This is a genomic window from Shinella sp. WSC3-e, from assembly GCF_945994535.1.
GTDB classification, from domain to species: Bacteria; Pseudomonadota; Alphaproteobacteria; order Rhizobiales; family Rhizobiaceae; genus Shinella; species Shinella yambaruensis.
Map to the genome: position 1 here is coordinate 241,716 of NZ_OZ000531.1, position 13,919 is coordinate 255,634.

Annotated in this window: 13 protein-coding genes; 1 reads left to right on the forward strand and 12 read right to left on the reverse strand. The window is 67.8% G+C overall.

Going from position 1 to position 13,919, the window contains the following annotated elements; genetic code table 11:
* Genes AABF56_RS24310 through AABF56_RS24325 form a run of 4 tightly spaced genes read right to left on the reverse strand, consistent with a single transcriptional unit; the run spans position 1 to position 4,471 of the window.
* Positions 1-1,593: a 5-oxoprolinase subunit B/C family protein gene (locus AABF56_RS24310; RefSeq protein WP_272807846.1), complete on the reverse strand. Its 1,593-nt coding sequence runs from the start codon at positions 1,591-1,593 to the stop codon at positions 1-3.
* 7 nt (positions 1,594-1,600) lie between these two features.
* Positions 1,601-2,410 carry a putative hydro-lyase gene (locus tag AABF56_RS24315; protein ID WP_272807845.1) on the reverse strand — a complete coding sequence of 270 codons (810 nt, stop codon included), beginning with the start codon at positions 2,408-2,410 and terminating at the stop codon, positions 1,601-1,603.
* A gap of 9 nt (positions 2,411-2,419) precedes the next feature.
* Positions 2,420-3,187: a LamB/YcsF family protein gene (locus AABF56_RS24320; RefSeq protein ID WP_272807844.1), complete on the reverse strand. Its 768-nt coding sequence runs from the start codon at positions 3,185-3,187 to the stop codon at positions 2,420-2,422.
* An 18-nt stretch (positions 3,188-3,205) separates the two neighbouring features.
* Complete coding sequence (locus tag AABF56_RS24325; RefSeq protein ID WP_272807843.1) at positions 3,206-4,471, reverse strand: NRAMP family divalent metal transporter; 1,266 nt, start codon at positions 4,469-4,471, stop codon at positions 3,206-3,208.
* A 243-nt stretch (positions 4,472-4,714) separates the two neighbouring features.
* On the opposite strand from AABF56_RS24325, the gene AABF56_RS24330 reads away from it, so the two are divergent.
* Entirely contained in the window at positions 4,715-5,377 is a 663-nt protein-coding gene (locus AABF56_RS24330; protein WP_244766492.1) for a GntR family transcriptional regulator, read from the forward strand.
* 56 nt (positions 5,378-5,433) lie between these two features.
* On the opposite strand, the gene AABF56_RS24335 is transcribed toward AABF56_RS24330, so the two are convergent.
* The 8 genes from AABF56_RS24335 to AABF56_RS24370 all read right to left on the reverse strand — a co-directional run bounded on the left by AABF56_RS24335 (position 5,434) and on the right by AABF56_RS24370 (position 13,919).
* Entirely contained in the window at positions 5,434-5,847 is a 414-nt protein-coding gene (locus tag AABF56_RS24335; RefSeq protein WP_272807842.1) for a type II toxin-antitoxin system VapC family toxin, read from the reverse strand.
* On the reverse strand, positions 5,844-6,092 hold the full coding sequence (locus AABF56_RS24340; protein ID WP_272807841.1) for a type II toxin-antitoxin system VapB family antitoxin: 249 nt from the start codon (positions 6,090-6,092) through the stop codon (positions 5,844-5,846). Before AABF56_RS24340 ends, AABF56_RS24335 begins: the two co-directional genes overlap by 4 nt.
* 70 nt (positions 6,093-6,162) lie before the next feature.
* Entirely contained in the window at positions 6,163-7,767 is a 1,605-nt protein-coding gene (locus tag AABF56_RS24345; RefSeq protein ID WP_272808147.1) for a GMC family oxidoreductase, read from the reverse strand.
* Positions 7,768-7,784: 17 nt separating this feature from the next.
* Complete coding sequence (locus AABF56_RS24350) at positions 7,785-9,314, reverse strand: FGGY-family carbohydrate kinase (RefSeq protein ID WP_272807840.1); 1,530 nt, start codon at positions 9,312-9,314, stop codon at positions 7,785-7,787.
* Between the two features lie 29 nt (positions 9,315-9,343).
* A complete protein-coding gene (locus tag AABF56_RS24355) occupies positions 9,344-10,186 on the reverse strand; it encodes a class I fructose-bisphosphate aldolase (RefSeq protein WP_272807839.1) in 843 nt (280 codons plus the stop codon).
* Entirely contained in the window at positions 10,159-11,907 is a 1,749-nt protein-coding gene (locus tag AABF56_RS24360; protein ID WP_272807838.1) for a glycerol-3-phosphate dehydrogenase/oxidase, read from the reverse strand. The genes AABF56_RS24355 and AABF56_RS24360 overlap by 28 nt, the downstream gene beginning before the upstream one ends.
* 12 nt (positions 11,908-11,919) lie before the next feature.
* The gene (locus AABF56_RS24365) at positions 11,920-12,915 is read right to left on the reverse strand and encodes an aldo/keto reductase (RefSeq protein WP_272807837.1); all 996 of its coding nucleotides are present in this window, start codon (positions 12,913-12,915) and stop codon (positions 11,920-11,922) included.
* Positions 12,912-13,919, reverse strand: a complete 1,008-nt coding sequence (locus AABF56_RS24370; RefSeq protein WP_272807836.1) for a sugar-binding transcriptional regulator — start codon at positions 13,917-13,919, stop codon at positions 12,912-12,914. The genes AABF56_RS24365 and AABF56_RS24370 overlap by 4 nt, the downstream gene beginning before the upstream one ends.

Below are 13,919 nucleotides of genomic sequence, written 5' to 3' on the forward strand. Positions count from 1 at the left end.
CTAGCGGGTCGCGGCGATGTCGGCGAAGGGGCCGATCGGGCGGAAACGGATTTTTGCGTTGATCGGGATCTGGCCGGCAAGGTCCAGATGGTATTCGGCGACGGCGCCGATGACGGGATAGCCGCCGGTCAGCGGATGGTCGGCAAGGAAGAGCACCGGCTGGCCGCTGTGCGGCACCTGGATGGCGCCCGTCGCGGTGCCTTCGCTCGGCAGTTCCGCGCTGTCCTTGCGCTCCAGCGGCACCTCGCCGGCAAGGCGGATGCCGACGCGGCTCGATTGCGGCGTGACCTGCCAGAGCTGGCTCGTCAGCGTCTCGATGCCCTTCTGCGTGAACCAGTCCGTGCGGGGGCCGAGCACCACGTCGAGCGTCACCACGTCGCCGGCCGAGGGCAGGTCGAAGGCGGGGAGTTCATCCGGCGAGACGCTCGCAAGCCCCGCCTTGCGGCCGCTCAGCGCCAGCACCGTCCCGGCCGTGACCGGCTCGGGACCGACGACGGCCAGCGTATCGGTCGCCGCGCTGCCGAGGACCGGCGCGACATCGAAACCGCCGCGCACGGCGAGATAGGTGCGCATGCCCGCCTTCGGATGGCCGATCGTCACGACGTCGCCCGGCTCCAGCGCGATGGGCTGCAGGATCGAAAAGTCGTGGGCACGGCCGTCCGCATCACGAACCGTCACGGGACAGGCGGCGCCGGCAAGACCGATCACGGTGCGCACGTTGCTTTCGAAGGAGAAGCCGCCGAGCGTGAGTTCGAGCGCCGGCGTGTTGGCCGGATTGCCGACGATGCGGCCTGCGGCATTGAAGGCGGCGCGGTCCAGCGCGCCGGAGGCAGAAACGCCCTGCCCCGTCTGGCCGAAACGGCCGAGATCCTGGAAGACCGCCGGCATGGGCGCGGCCAGCACCTTGAACTGCGGCGCATCCGCCGCGACGACACGATCCGTCTTGACGGCCGGCTTGGGAATGCTGATCGTCCGGCCCGCGGCCTCCATGTCGAAGAAGCGCACGCGATAGCCGGGCTGGAACAGCGCGCCGGGCTCGCGGTCGATATCCCACATCCGGACCGGTGTCGTGCCGATGATCTGCCAGCCGCCGGGGCTCGCCTGCGGGTAGACGCCGCTGAAGGCGCCCGCAAGGGCGACGGAGCCGGCCGGAATGCGGGTGCGCGGGCTCTTGCGCCGCGGCACATGCAAGGCCGGATCGCCGCCGACGAGATAGCCGAAGCCGGGCGCAAAGCCGCAGAAGGCCACGGTGAATTCGCTTTCCGTATGCCGGCGCACGACCTCCTCGACGCTGAGGCCGGTCAGGTCGGCGACATCGCGCAGGTCCTCGCCGTCATAGCGCACGGGAATTTCGACCAGATGCTCCGACGGGGCGATCTTCGCCGAAAGGTCGCGGGTGCTGATCCGGGCCGAAAGATCCGCGGCCGTCACCTTTTCGGGACGGAAGCGGATCATCAGCGTGCGCGCGGCCGGCACCATCTCCTCGATGCCGTCGACGGGATCGGCCGTGAGCGCGGCGAAGAGGGCGAGCGTCTCGTCGAGATCGGCAAGCTCGACGAGGATGGTGGTCAGGCTGACGGGAAGAAAGCGCATCGAACCCTCACGCGTGATAGGCGGAATCGGGGATATCGGTGATGAACATGTGGCCCGGCGCATGGGTGATGGCGAAGGGCACGCCGGACGCCATCACGGCCGCCTGCGGGGTGACGCCGCAGGCCCAGAAGACCGGCACTTCGCCGGGCTCGATACGCACCGCATCGCCGAAATCAGGCTTCCCAAGGTCGGCGATGCCGATTTCCTCGGGCGCGCCAACGTGAACCGGCGCACCATGCACGGCCGGGAAGCGGCCGGAAATGGTGGCGGCGTCGGCGACGCGCGAGGCCGGGATCGGCCGCATGGAGACGACCATGTTCCCCTTGAGCCGGCCGGCGGGCCGGCAGGCCCTGTTGGTCAGGTACATCGGCACATTGGTCTTGTCCGTCATGTGGCGGATCTCGATGCCAGCCTCGACCATCGGCGTCTCGAAGGTGAAGGAGCAGCCGATGAGAAAGGCGACGAGATCGTCGCGCTCCGCCCAGGCGGCTGACGCGTCCGGCGTCTCCTCCGCGAGCCTGCCATCGCGCCAGATGCGGTAGAGCGGCAGGTCGGTGCGCAGGTCCGCGCCGGGCGCAAGCAGCGTCGTCGGCGAACCCGGATCGGAGACGTCGAGCACCGGGCAGGGCTTCGGGTTGCGCTGCGCATAGAGCAGGAAATCGAAGGCCCAGTCGCGCGGCAGCACGATCATGTTGGCCTGGGTGAAGCCCGGCGCGATGCCGGAGGTGGGCGCGACGAGCCCGCCTCGATAATCGGCCCGCGCCTTGCGGGCGGCCGTGGCGTCGGCATGGTCCAGGAAGGCGGTGGGGATCGTCATGGCCGCTCCTTACGACTTGTCGGCGAAGGAGCGGATGGCGATGCCTTCCGCCTCGAAGCGGCGGCGGATCCCCTCTGCGATGGCGACCGCGCCGGGACTGTCGCCGTGCACGCAGATCGACTGTGCCTCGATGCGGATCGTGCTGCCGTCGATGGCTTCGAGCGTCCCCTCGCGGGCGAGCTGCACCATGCGGTCGGCGATCGTCGCTTCGTCGTGCAGCACCGCGCCGGGCTCGCGGCGCGAGACGAGCTCGCCCTTCGGCGTATAGGCGCGGTCGGCGAAGGCCTCGGCGACGACGGCAAGGCCGGCCTTGCGGGCGAGGTCGAGGATCGGCGCATTGGCAAGGCCCATCAGGACCAGCGAGGGATCGACCGCCTTGATGCCGTCGATGACGGCCTGGCCCTGCCTGGCGTCATAGGCGATGCGATTGTAGAGCGCGCCGTGCGGCTTGACGTAGCGCACCGTCGTTCCCGCCGCGGCGGCAACGCCCTTGATCGCGCCGATCTGGTAGATCACGTCGGCGATCAGTTCCTCGGATGTTGCGTCCAGGTCGCGCCGGCCGAAGCCGACGCGGTCCGGATAGGAGACATGGGCGCCGATGACGACGCCGTTCTTCGCGGCCGCCTGCACCGTGCGGTAGATGCCGGCCGGATCGCCCGCATGGAAACCGCAGGCGATGTTGGCGGAGGAGACGACGGCGAGCATCGCCGCGTCGTCGCCCATGCGCCAGGCGCCGTAGCTTTCACCGAGATCGCTGTTGAGATCGATCGCTGCCATTGTTCCCTCCCCTTTTCCTTAGAGACCGAGCAGGCCGAAGATCGTGCCGGCCGACTTGTAGCCCATATACCATGTCAGCGCGCAGACCAGGACGCCAAGGGCGAGCAGCCAGCGCGGATAGCGATAGCCACCCATAAGGTCCTCGCGCTTCCAGGCGGCGAAGAGGAAGATGCTGAGGCCGATCGGCAGGATGAGACCGTTGAGACCGCCGACGAAGACCAGCATGGCGGCGGGCGGCGTGGTGATCAAAAGGTAGGAGACCAGCGAGATGGCGATGAAGACGACCGTCGCCATGTTGCGGGCGTGCTCGCTGATGTCCTGCTTGAAGACGGTGATGAAGGAGATCGACGTATAGGCCGCGCCGATGACGCTGGTGATGGCCGCCGCCCAGAAGATGATTCCGAAGAGGCGCAGGCCGACATCGCCGGCAGCGGCCTGGAAGGCCTGGGCGGCCGGGTTCGCCGCCTGGCTTGCGGTGTCGATGATGACGCCGCTGGCAACGACGCCGAGGATGGCGAGGAAGAGCACGTAGCGCATCAGGCCAGTCACGGCGATGCCGGTGAGCGCCGCGCGGGTGACGGCCGACAGGTGCTCCTGGCCGACCATGCCGCGGTCGAGCAGGCGGTGCGCGCCGGAATAGGTGATGTAACCGCCGACCGTGCCGCCGACGATGGTGGTGATTGTGGCGAAGTCGATCGTATCGGGCAGGACGGTCTGGAACAGCGCGTCACCCACCGGCGGGCCGGACACGAAGGCGACGTAAAGCGTCAGCACGATCATCAGGATGCCGGCGAAGACGATGAAGCGGTCGACCGCAAGGCCGGCGCGCTTCGACAGGAAGATGCCGATCGAGAACACCGCGCTGATCGCCCCGCCGATCTTCGGATCGAGGCCGAAGACCGCATTGAGGCCGAGGCCGGTGCCGCCGATATTGCCGATGTTGAAGAACAGGCCGCCGACGATGACAAGAATGGCCAGCAGATAACCCGAGCCGGGAATGGCGGCATTGGCGACATCGGAAGCGCGCATGCGCGTCAGCGTGACGATGCGCCAGATGTTCAGCTGAACGACGAAGTCGATGAGGATGGAGGCGAGGATGCCGAAGGCGAAGGCGGCGCCGAGCTTGGTGGTGAAGGTCGCCGTCTGCGTGATGAAGCCGGGGCCGATGGCGGAGGTCGCCATCAGGAAGATCGCGGCGACCAGCGCCGAACGACGGGATTTGACGGTGTGGATGCCCTGCGCGATCACGCCCGCGCCGGCAGGCGCAGCTGCATTCTGTTCCATGAGATTTCTCCGCTCTCACACACCCGCCCCTCGCGAGTGATGCATCGTCAAATGATGAACCGTCACACAAAAATGTCAATATTGTTCAACAATATTTCTATATCGTTCCTTATTATTGCCGTTTTACCAATCACATAGCACGGGATTCGCCGCACTTTTCAGCCCCATTGCTCACCCATTCGTGCTATGGCCAGCTTGGAAAGAGGGCGCCCGAGGAAACGGAATCGGGCCGGGGAGACGACGATGACGGACGACGGAGAAGGCCTGCCGCTGGCGGATCGATTGGCGCGGCGCATTCGCACGCTGCTGATCTCGGGGGAGCTTTCCCCCGGCCAGCGCCTGTCGGAAGCCGCCTTCAGCGACCGCTTCGACGTCTCGCGCAACTCGCTGCGCGAGGCCTTCCGCCTGCTCACCAAGGACGGGCTGCTGCGCCACGAGGCCAACCGCGGCGTCTTCGTCGCCGTGCCCTCCATGGCCTCGATCATCGACATCTACCGCGTGCGGCGCATGCTCGAATGCGGCTCACTGCGCCAGGCCTGGCAGCAGCACCCGGCGATCCGGGCGATGCGCGCGGCGGTGGAGATGGCGCGCGAGCGGCGTGCCGAAGGCGACTGGATCGGCGTCGGCAGCGCCAACATGATGTTCCATACCGCCGTCATCGACCTTTCCGACAGCGCGCGGCTCAACGAATTCTACGAGCGCATCTCGGCGGAACTACGCCTCTGCTTCGGGCTGCTCAACGACCCGGAGCACCTGCACTCCCCCTTCGTCGACATGAACGATGCCATCACGACGCTCGTCGAGACCAACCGGCCGCAGGAGGCCGCGGCACAGATGGAGACCTATCTCAACCTTGCCGAACGCACGATGCTGAAGGCGCTGGAGCGGGCCTCCGAACTGGCCTGACGAGATCCGGTCCACGCGACAGCAGCGCGGCGCTTCCTTGCGATTCACTTCGGTCGTCAGAATGCCCAGGGATCGACAAGTTCGACGCCGGTGCCGGTAAAGTCCCGGATGTTGCGCGTCGCAAGCCGGCCGCCGTTGACGCGGGCGATCGCGGCGATCATGCCGTCGGGTGCCGTCATCGGGCGGCCTTCCCGCACCGCCTGCCCCATGATCTCGCCATAGGCAAGGGCCGCCGCCTCCGTCAGTCCGAAGATCCGCCCGGCAAAGCGGCGGCGCCATTCGGCCAGCCCCTGTTCCAGCCGGTCTGCCCGCTCGTCCGGCCTGATCTTCCGGATGCCGAAGGCGATCTCGGCAATCGTCACCGTCGGCAACGCCAGTTCGGCGTCGAAACGCACGAGCCAGGCGAGCACGCTTTCCGATGGCGCCTTCTTCAAGGTCTCGGACACCACGTTCGTGTCGAGGAAGATCACAGGTCGAGCCCCTCGTGAGGCGTGCGATGTTCGCGGATCGCGGCTTCCAGATCGATCTCCGCGCCGAAATCGGCGGCAAGCCGCCGGTAGAAGCGGGCCGCCGGCTCGCTGCCGGTCTCCCGCACCGCATAGGCCTCCAGCGCCCGCTCGACGATATCGGCGATCGTGCGGTTTTCCCGCCGCGCGAGGCGGTGGGCGAGGTCGCGGGCGCGGGCGCTGCGGACGGAAAGCTGCGGTTCTGCCATGATGGCCTCCTTTGGCGGAAATATAGTGCCGCGCCGCCTTGCCATCAAGATGGCAAGCGATGGCAAACCATCAACTCGTTGCCAGGATCGCTTCCGCCGCCTTTTCCGCGATCATGATCACCGGCGAATTGGTGTTGCCGGAGACGATGCTCGGCATGATCGAGGCGTCGACGACGCGCAGCCGGTTCAGGCCGTGCACGGCGAGCTTCGTGTCCACCACCGCCATCGGGTCGCTGCCCATCTTGCAGGTGCCGACCGGGTGGAAGATGGTGGTGGCGATGTCGCCGGCCCGGCGGATCAGGTCCTCCTCGCTCTCGTATTCCCGGCCGGGCAGCATTTCCTGCGGGCGGAACGGCGCGATGGCCCTGGTCTGCATGAGGCTGCGGGCATGGCGGATGGATTTCGCCGCAAGCAGCCGGTCACCGGCCGTCGAGAGGTAGTTCGGGCGGATTTCCGGCGCCTCGGCAAGGTCGCGGGTCGTCACATGCACCGTGCCGCGGCTTTCCGGCCGGAGGTTGCAGACCGAGACGGTGACCGCCGGGTAGCGGTGCAAGGGCTCGCCGAGCCGATCGGTGCTGAGCGGCTGGACGTGATATTCGAGGTCGGGCGTCGCGACGGCGGGATCGCTCCTGGCGAAGATGCCGAGCTGGCTCGGCGCCATGGAGAGCGGGCCGGAGCGGGAAAACGCATATTGCAGCCCCATGCCGGCGCGGCTGAAGAGGTTGTGGTAGAGCTGGTTCAGCGTGCGCGCGCCCTCGATCCGGAAGACCGTGCGGATCTGCAGGTGGTCCTGCAGGTTCTCGCCGACGCCGTCCAGTTCATGGCGCACGGGAATGCCGAGGGCGGAAAGCAGGCCCGGCCGGCCGATGCCCGACAGTTCCAGAATTTTCGGCGAATTGATCGCGCCGGCCGACAGCACCACCTCGCGCGTGGCGCGGGCAAGACAGATGCGGCCCCGCAGGCGAAAGCGCACGCCGGTCGCCGTCCTGCCGTCGAATTCCACCCGCTCGGTCTCCGCCCCGGTCAGGATACGCAGGTTCGGCCGTTTCATCGCCGGCCGCAGGAAGGCCTTCGTGGTGTTCCAGCGCAGGCCGCCGCGCTGGTTGACCTCGAAATAGCCGGAGCCCTCGTTGTCGCCGTCGTTGAAATCGTCGGTCTTCGGAATGCCGAGTTCCTCGGCCGCATCGCGGAAGGCGTCGAGGATCGGCCAGGAGAGCCGCTGGCGCTCGACGCGCCATTCGCCGCCGGCCCCGTGCAGGGCGGATTTTCCGCGGTAATTGTCCTCCGACTTCAGGAAATAGGGCAGCACGTCGTCCCAGCCCCAGCCGGCATTGCCCGCCTGCCGCCAGCCGTCATAGTCGGCGGCCTGGCCGCGCATGTAGATCATGCCGTTGATCGACGAGCAGCCGCCGAGCACCTTTCCGCGCGGGTAGTTGAGCATACGGCCGTTGAGGCCGGCCTCCGCGGCCGTCTTCATCATCCAGTCCGTGCGCGGATTGCCCATGCAATAGAGGTAGCCGATCGGCACATGGACCCAGTGGTAGCGGTCCGAGCCGCCGGCCTCGATGAGCAGCACCCGGTTCTTCGGATCGGCCGAAAGCCGGTTCGCCAGAACGCAGCCGGCCGAGCCGGCGCCGACGACGATGAAGTCGTAGCTGCCCTCGTCCACCGGCATTTCCTCTCCATGGATGGTCACGCTGCAACTCCTGCTGCCATGTCCCGGGACGCCGTGAGCCGCCGCCACAGCGGCGTCATGGCCTCGCCGATGTCCCTGTAGAGGGCGTAGCGCCGGTCGTAATGGGCCGACAGCGCGCCGTTCGGCCTGTAGTGCCGGTCGGTCCGCACCATGGCATTGGCGCCGTCGGTGAAATCGGAAAAGAGGCCGACCCCGGTGCCCGCCGCGATCGCCGCGCCGAGCGCACCCGTCTCGCGCGAGACGGCGACGGAGACCGGCACGCCGAGCACGTCGGCGAAGATCTGCGGCCACAGCGTGCTGCGCGAGCCGCCGCCCGAAAGCACCGCCTCCTCGAAGGTCGCCCCGGCCTTGCGGATCGCCTCGACATGCTGGCGGTGGCCGAAGGCGACGCCTTCGAGCAGCGCGCGGACCAGATGCCCCTTGGTGTGCCAGCCGGCAATGCCGTAGAAGCCCGCCCGCGCATGGCCGTCCTGCTGGGCACCGTAGAGATAGGGGTGGTAGAGCGGATCGTCCGCCGCGGGGTCGACCGCCGCGGCATGCGCGCAGCACGCGTCGAAGGGCGAGATTTCCGCCGCGTGGTCGCCCTCGAAGAACTCCCGCACCAGCCATTCGAGATTGGCCGCCGAGGTGGCGCTGTTTTCCATCGCCATGTAGCGGGTCCGGTCGAAGGTCGAGGACATGAAGACGGGACCGTCGAGATCCGGGCCGTCGATGACGACCTGGTTGATGCTCCAGGTGCCGGCGATGATCGAGGCGCTGCCGGTGCGCGAGACGCCCGAACCGAGCGCCGAGGCGACGACGTCGAAGAGCCCGCCGATGACGGGCGTGCCGGCGGCAAGGCCGGTCTCTTCCGCCACCGCCGCCGTCACCCGCCCGGCAATGTCGGCGCTTTCGATGAGCGGCGGCAGGAGGTCCATGCAGTCGCCGAGGCCATAGGCCTCCATCAGCGCCCGGTCGTAGCGGCGGGCGGCAAGGTCGATGAGGCCGGCGCCGGACATGTCGGAGACCTCGCTGACGCGCTGGCCCGTCAGGCGGTTGACGACGAAATCCTTGGAGAAGAACACCGTGCCGATGCGCTGGAAGAGCTCCGGCCTGTAACGCTTCAGCCAGGCGAGCAGGGTCGGCGTCTGCGACGGCCAGGGGCGCTGGCGGGCGATCGGATAGGTCCGGTCGCCGACACCCTCGGCCAGCCACGCCTCGACGAGGCCGGTCGCCCGCGTGTCGAGCGACTGGATGCCGATGAGCGGCTCGCCCGCCCGGTCGAGCGCATAGAGCCCGTTGCCGTGGCCGGCGCAGCCGATGGCGGCGATGTCGCCGGCCGCAATGCCCGCCTTGTCGAGGCAGGTGTGGATGACGTGCCGCGCATTGGCCCAGAGTTCGCCGAGATCGCGCTCGACATGGCCGGGGCTCGGCATGCGGCTATGGCCCTCCTCGCCCGCATGCGCCAGCTCCCGGCCCGTCCGGTCGAAGATCACCGCCTTGATCACGGTGTTTCCGGCATCGAGCCCCAACAGATAATCCATCATGCTGAACCCCTCCCAAGGTTCGTTTCACCCTATCCCTGCCGGTAGAGCGCGAAAGCCTCTTCGCCGCTCGCATCCGCATGGATGATCGCCATCAGGCCCCGCACCACGGCGCTCGGATTGGCGTGCTGGTAGATGTTGCGTCCATAGACCATGCCCACCGCGCCCTGCCGCATCAAGGCCGCGGACTTGTCGAAGACCGCGCGAAGGTCCTCCTTGCCGCCGCCGCGCACGAGGACCGGGCAGCGCGCCGCCTCGACGACGCGGTGGAAATCCTCCGCATTGGTGGTCGGGTCCGCCTTGACGATGTCGGCGCCCATCTCGCGGGCAAGCCGCGTCAGGGTGACGATCTTCTCCGTATCGCCGTCGACCATGTAGCCGCCGCGCTCCGTGACGGGCTGCATGACGAGCGGCTCGATCATCAGCGGCATGCCGTATTTCTCGCAATCCGCCCGGACGCGCGCGATGTTCTGCACGCACTGGCGGAAGAGGTCGGGCTCGTCCGGCAGCATGAAGAGATTGACCACCACGCAGGCCGCATCCATCTCCAGCGCGCCGATAAGCGGTTCCGCCTCGTTCTGCAGCACGGCCCACATGTCGCGATGGCGGATGCGGTTATAGGGATTGCCCATGTCGATGCGCATGACGAGGGCGGGCTTGTCCTTGCCGGAAAGCCCCTGCAACAGGTCGGCCTGGCCGTAGTTCATCTGGATCGCGTCGGGCCTCGCATCGACCAGCGCCTTCACCACGGCCGGCATGTCCTCCAGCCCGTCGAGGAAGGACGGCTCGTTGCACACGCCGTGATCGATCGCCACGTCCAGGCAACGGCCGTTGCCGAACAGCCGGTTCATCCGGACCTTGCGGTTGTCTCGCATACATCACTCCTTTGTTCGTTCCGTGCGGAAAGGGTTTCCTCCGCGACGCCGTGGCGCTCGCGCAGGAGGGTCAGAAAACGGCACCGCTCCTCGGCCCTGCGCGCCGCGGGCCAGCCTTTTTCGGCAGCCAGCACGTCGAGCGCGGCCTCCATCATGGCGAGCGAAAGCTCGCCGGTAATGGCAAGCGCGGTGCGGCGCAGGAGCAAATCGTCCAGATGCTCGACCGCTTCGCAGCGGATGAGGCAGAGAAGTTCGCGGGCGCTGTAGGCCGGATGGGGCATGGGATGATCCGGCCCGGCGGCGATGAAAAGGGCGATGTCGCGCGCATCCGTGCCGTAGCGGGCAAACAGCGTCGCGGCCCGTTCCGGGGAAAGGCCCGTCGAGGCCGAGAGCGCCCGTGCCCAGCCGTCGCCGTCCTCCGGATAGTCCCGCCCGCCGCCGAGCGGACGATCCGCCGTGTCGATGCGGCGCGGCAGGCCGAGCCGGTCGAGCGCCATATCGGCGGAAAGTTCGCCGAAGGAGCGGAACGTCGTCCATTTGCCGCCGATCATGCACAGCACCGGCGGCCCGCCGTCGCGCCCTTCGAGAACGGTGCAGAAGTGGTCGCGCGGGATGCGGCCGGTAAAGCTGTCCTTGCTCGCCGGCAGCGGGCGCACGCCGGAAAACTGGAAAACGATCTCCTCCGGGCGGATGCGGATGCCCGGCAGCACGAAGGCGAGCGATTGCAGGATGTAGTCCCGCTCGTCCGCCTCGCAGCGCACCGTGCCGGGATCGTCGACGCGGATATCCGTCGAGCCGACCAGCACCTTGCCGAGATAGGGGAAGAGGATGCAGATGCGCCCGTCCTCGTTCTCGTAATAGATCATGTGGCCGTCGAGCATGTCGCGCAGCGCGGGATTGTCGATGATGAGATGCGAGCCCTTGGTGCCGCCCATCAGCGGTTCGGGCCGGCTGTCCGCGGGAAAGAGGCTGGCATTGGCGATGTCGACCCAGCCGCCGGTCGCGTTGACGATGAGCCGCGGCTGAAGGGCCAGCGCCTCGCCGGTGAGGCCGTCGTGCAGCCTGTAGCGCCCGCCGCCGGTCGCCTCGATCGTCGCATAGTTGAGCGCCCGGGCCTGCTCTCCGCCGGAAAGGCCGTCACGCAGCACCTCGATGCCGAGGCGCTCGGGATGGCTGACCCAGGCGTCGTAGTAGGTTGCCGAATTGCGGATCGCCGGGTTGAGCGCCGGCCATTTTTCGAGTGTCGCGCTACGGCTGCGGAACTGGTGCTTCGGCATCAGCGCCCGCTCGCGCGTCAGGAAATCATAGATGCCGAGCCCCGCCTTGATGGCGATCGCGCCGCGGCGGCTGGGGCGGCGGGTGAGGCCGAGGAAGCGGACGATGCCGTTGGCAAGGCCGGAGAAGATGCCGAAAATCGGCACCGCGGTCGGCAGCGGCGCGACATAGTGCGGCGCATTGCGCAAGAGACGGTCGCGCTCGACGAGGGATTCCCTGACGAGGCTGAACTCGCCGTTTTCGAGATAGCGCAGACCCCCGTGCACCATGCGCGAGAGGGCGGCGCTCGCACCGGAACAATAGTCGGCCTTCTCGACGAGGAGCACGTCGACGCCCTGCAGCGCCAGCTCGCGAAAGACGCTGAGCCCGTTGATGCCGCCGCCGAGGACGCATACGTCCACCTTCGGGCTCCGGCGCAGCCCGTCCAATGTCTGTTTCCGGTTCATGATGGCAGTCCGTTATCCGTCCATGGAGACGAGGTGCGCCGTAATGGCGGTGTCGATGGCCGCCAGATCGTCCGTCGCAAGCCGCAGCGTGCCGGCCCGCGCATTGTCGAGCGCCTGCGCCGGGTTCCTCGCGCCGCAGAGCGCGAAGGTCACGCCCTCCTGCGCCAGCGTCCAGGCGATCACGACCTGGGCGATGCTGGCCTCATGGCGCTCGGCGACGGGGCGGATGGCGTCGGAAAAGGCCTTGGCCTTCTGCCGGTTGGCGACGGAGAAGCGCGGATTGTCCTTGCGCTGGTCGTCGCCGGAGAACACGCGGTCCGGGCCGATCGTGCCGGAGAGCAGGCCGAGCGCCAGCGAGGAATAGCTGAGCGTCGCCACGCCGTTTCGAACGGTGAGCGGCAGCAGGTCCGCCTCGATCCTGCGGTCGATCATGCTGAACCGCTCCTGGATCGCGTCGAGCGATCCGGTCTCAATGTACTGTTCGAGCTCCGACCGGTTGACATTGCTCGCGCCGATGGCGCGGATCTTGCCGGCCGTCTTCAGCTCTTCCAGCACCGCAACCGTCTCGGCGATCGGCGTCGTCGCGTCCTGCCAGTGGGTGATGTAGAGGTCGATATAGTCCGTGCCGAGCCGGCGCAGGCTCTCCTCCACCTCGTGGACGATCGCGTCCCGGCCGAGATAGCGATGGACCGGCCTGCCGTCCTGGTCGAAGAAGTGGCTGCCCTTCTGCGTGTGCCAGACGAGGCCGCATTTCGTGGCGATGATGGCCTTGTCGCGGCGCCCGGCGATGGCCTTGCCGACGATCTCCTCCGCGCGGCCGAGGCCATAGGCGGGCGCCGTGTCGATGAGTGTCACGCCGGCGTCGAGCGAGGCCTCTATGGCGGCGATGGATTGCGCCTCGTCCGTGCCGCCCCACATCCAGCCGCCGATCGCCCAGGTGCCGAGGCCGACGGCCGAGGCCTTGACGCCGGAGCGCCCGATGTCGCGGATCAATTGTTCGCCGCTCATGCGGAAATCCCTTCTTCGGATGCCAGTTCAAGAATGCGCGCGCCGGTCGCCTCGTCGGTGACGAGCGTGTCGAGATGATCGCCGCGCAGGACGCTGAGGATGGAGCCGGCCTTGTTGAAGCCGCTCGCGACGCCGATCTTCGTCGGGATCGAGGCGAATTCCGGAAGCGTCAGCGAGACCAGCGCGCGGTTGAGGCTGTAGTCGCAGAGCCTGCCTTCGCCATCGAGCAGATGGGCGAGAAGTTCCGAGCTCGCGCCGGAATGCTCGATGGCCTTGCGGTCCTCGCTCGACGAGGGATGCAGGTCGTAATAGGTCGAGTCCGGGCTGAGGATCGAGCCGATGCCGACGACGGCCACCTTCGCCTCGCGGGCCCGCTGGAAGACGTCGGCGACGGAACGCATGTTCATCAGCATTTCCCGCTGCTCGGCATCGTCGGCAAAGAGCGGCGCGTGGATCTGGTAGGAGCGCCCGCCGAGCCGTTCGGCCATCAGCGTCGAGACATGGTTGACGTCCGTATAGTGTTTTCCCTGCACGCAGCCCGTCGCGGGGATGACCTCGACATCAAAGCGGCGCGGCGCCTGCAGGCCGGCGACGACGGCGCTGACGCCCTTGCCGCCGGTGATGCAGATCGTGTCGCCATCGGCGATCTCTTCGAGCAGCAGGCGGGCGGCGGCCTCCCCCACCGCCTGCAGGGCGGTCTGCGGATTGTCGGAGACGGTCGGCACCACGACGGCGCGGCTGATGCCGCCGAGCGCCAGAAGCCGCTCCTCCATGTCGACCAGCGGCTCGACCGGCGACTTGATCTTGATCTCGACGAGGCCGAGCTGGCGACCGCGCTTGATGAGGCGGTTGACGGTGGCGTGCGACAGGCCGAGCCGGTCGGCGATCTGCGCCTGCGTCAGGCCTTCCAGGAAGTGCAGCACGAGCGCCTGGTGCATCTGGCGGGCGATCACGATCTCTTCGCGCGGCGCCGTGGTCTTGGGTTTCAACTTGGCGATCGGCAT

What these genes read in the sequence shown, in the direction of transcription:
- AABF56_RS24310 (WP_272807846.1), bottom strand. Translation starts at nt 1,593, where the DNA reads ATGCGCTTTCTTCCCGTCAGCCTGACCACCATCCTCGTCGAGCTTGCC.
- AABF56_RS24315 (WP_272807845.1), bottom strand. Translation starts at nt 2,410, where the DNA reads ATGACGATCCCCACCGCCTTCCTGGACCATGCCGACGCCACGGCCGCC.
- AABF56_RS24320 (WP_272807844.1), bottom strand. Translation starts at nt 3,187, where the DNA reads ATGGCAGCGATCGATCTCAACAGCGATCTCGGTGAAAGCTACGGCGCC.
- AABF56_RS24325 (WP_272807843.1), bottom strand. Translation starts at nt 4,471, where the DNA reads ATGGAACAGAATGCAGCTGCGCCTGCCGGCGCGGGCGTGATCGCGCAG.
- AABF56_RS24330 (WP_244766492.1), top strand. Translation starts at nt 4,715, where the DNA reads ATGACGGACGACGGAGAAGGCCTGCCGCTGGCGGATCGATTGGCGCGG.
- AABF56_RS24340 (WP_272807841.1), bottom strand. Translation starts at nt 6,092, where the DNA reads ATGGCAGAACCGCAGCTTTCCGTCCGCAGCGCCCGCGCCCGCGACCTC.
- AABF56_RS24345 (WP_272808147.1), bottom strand. Translation starts at nt 7,767, where the DNA reads ATGCCGGTGGACGAGGGCAGCTACGACTTCATCGTCGTCGGCGCCGGC.
- AABF56_RS24350 (WP_272807840.1), bottom strand. Translation starts at nt 9,314, where the DNA reads ATGATGGATTATCTGTTGGGGCTCGATGCCGGAAACACCGTGATCAAG.
- AABF56_RS24355 (WP_272807839.1), bottom strand. Translation starts at nt 10,186, where the DNA reads ATGCGAGACAACCGCAAGGTCCGGATGAACCGGCTGTTCGGCAACGGC.
- AABF56_RS24360 (WP_272807838.1), bottom strand. Translation starts at nt 11,907, where the DNA reads ATGAACCGGAAACAGACATTGGACGGGCTGCGCCGGAGCCCGAAGGTG.
- AABF56_RS24365 (WP_272807837.1), bottom strand. Translation starts at nt 12,915, where the DNA reads ATGAGCGGCGAACAATTGATCCGCGACATCGGGCGCTCCGGCGTCAAG.
- AABF56_RS24370 (WP_272807836.1), bottom strand. Translation starts at nt 13,919, where the DNA reads ATGCCGATCGCCAAGTTGAAACCCAAGACCACGGCGCCGCGCGAAGAG.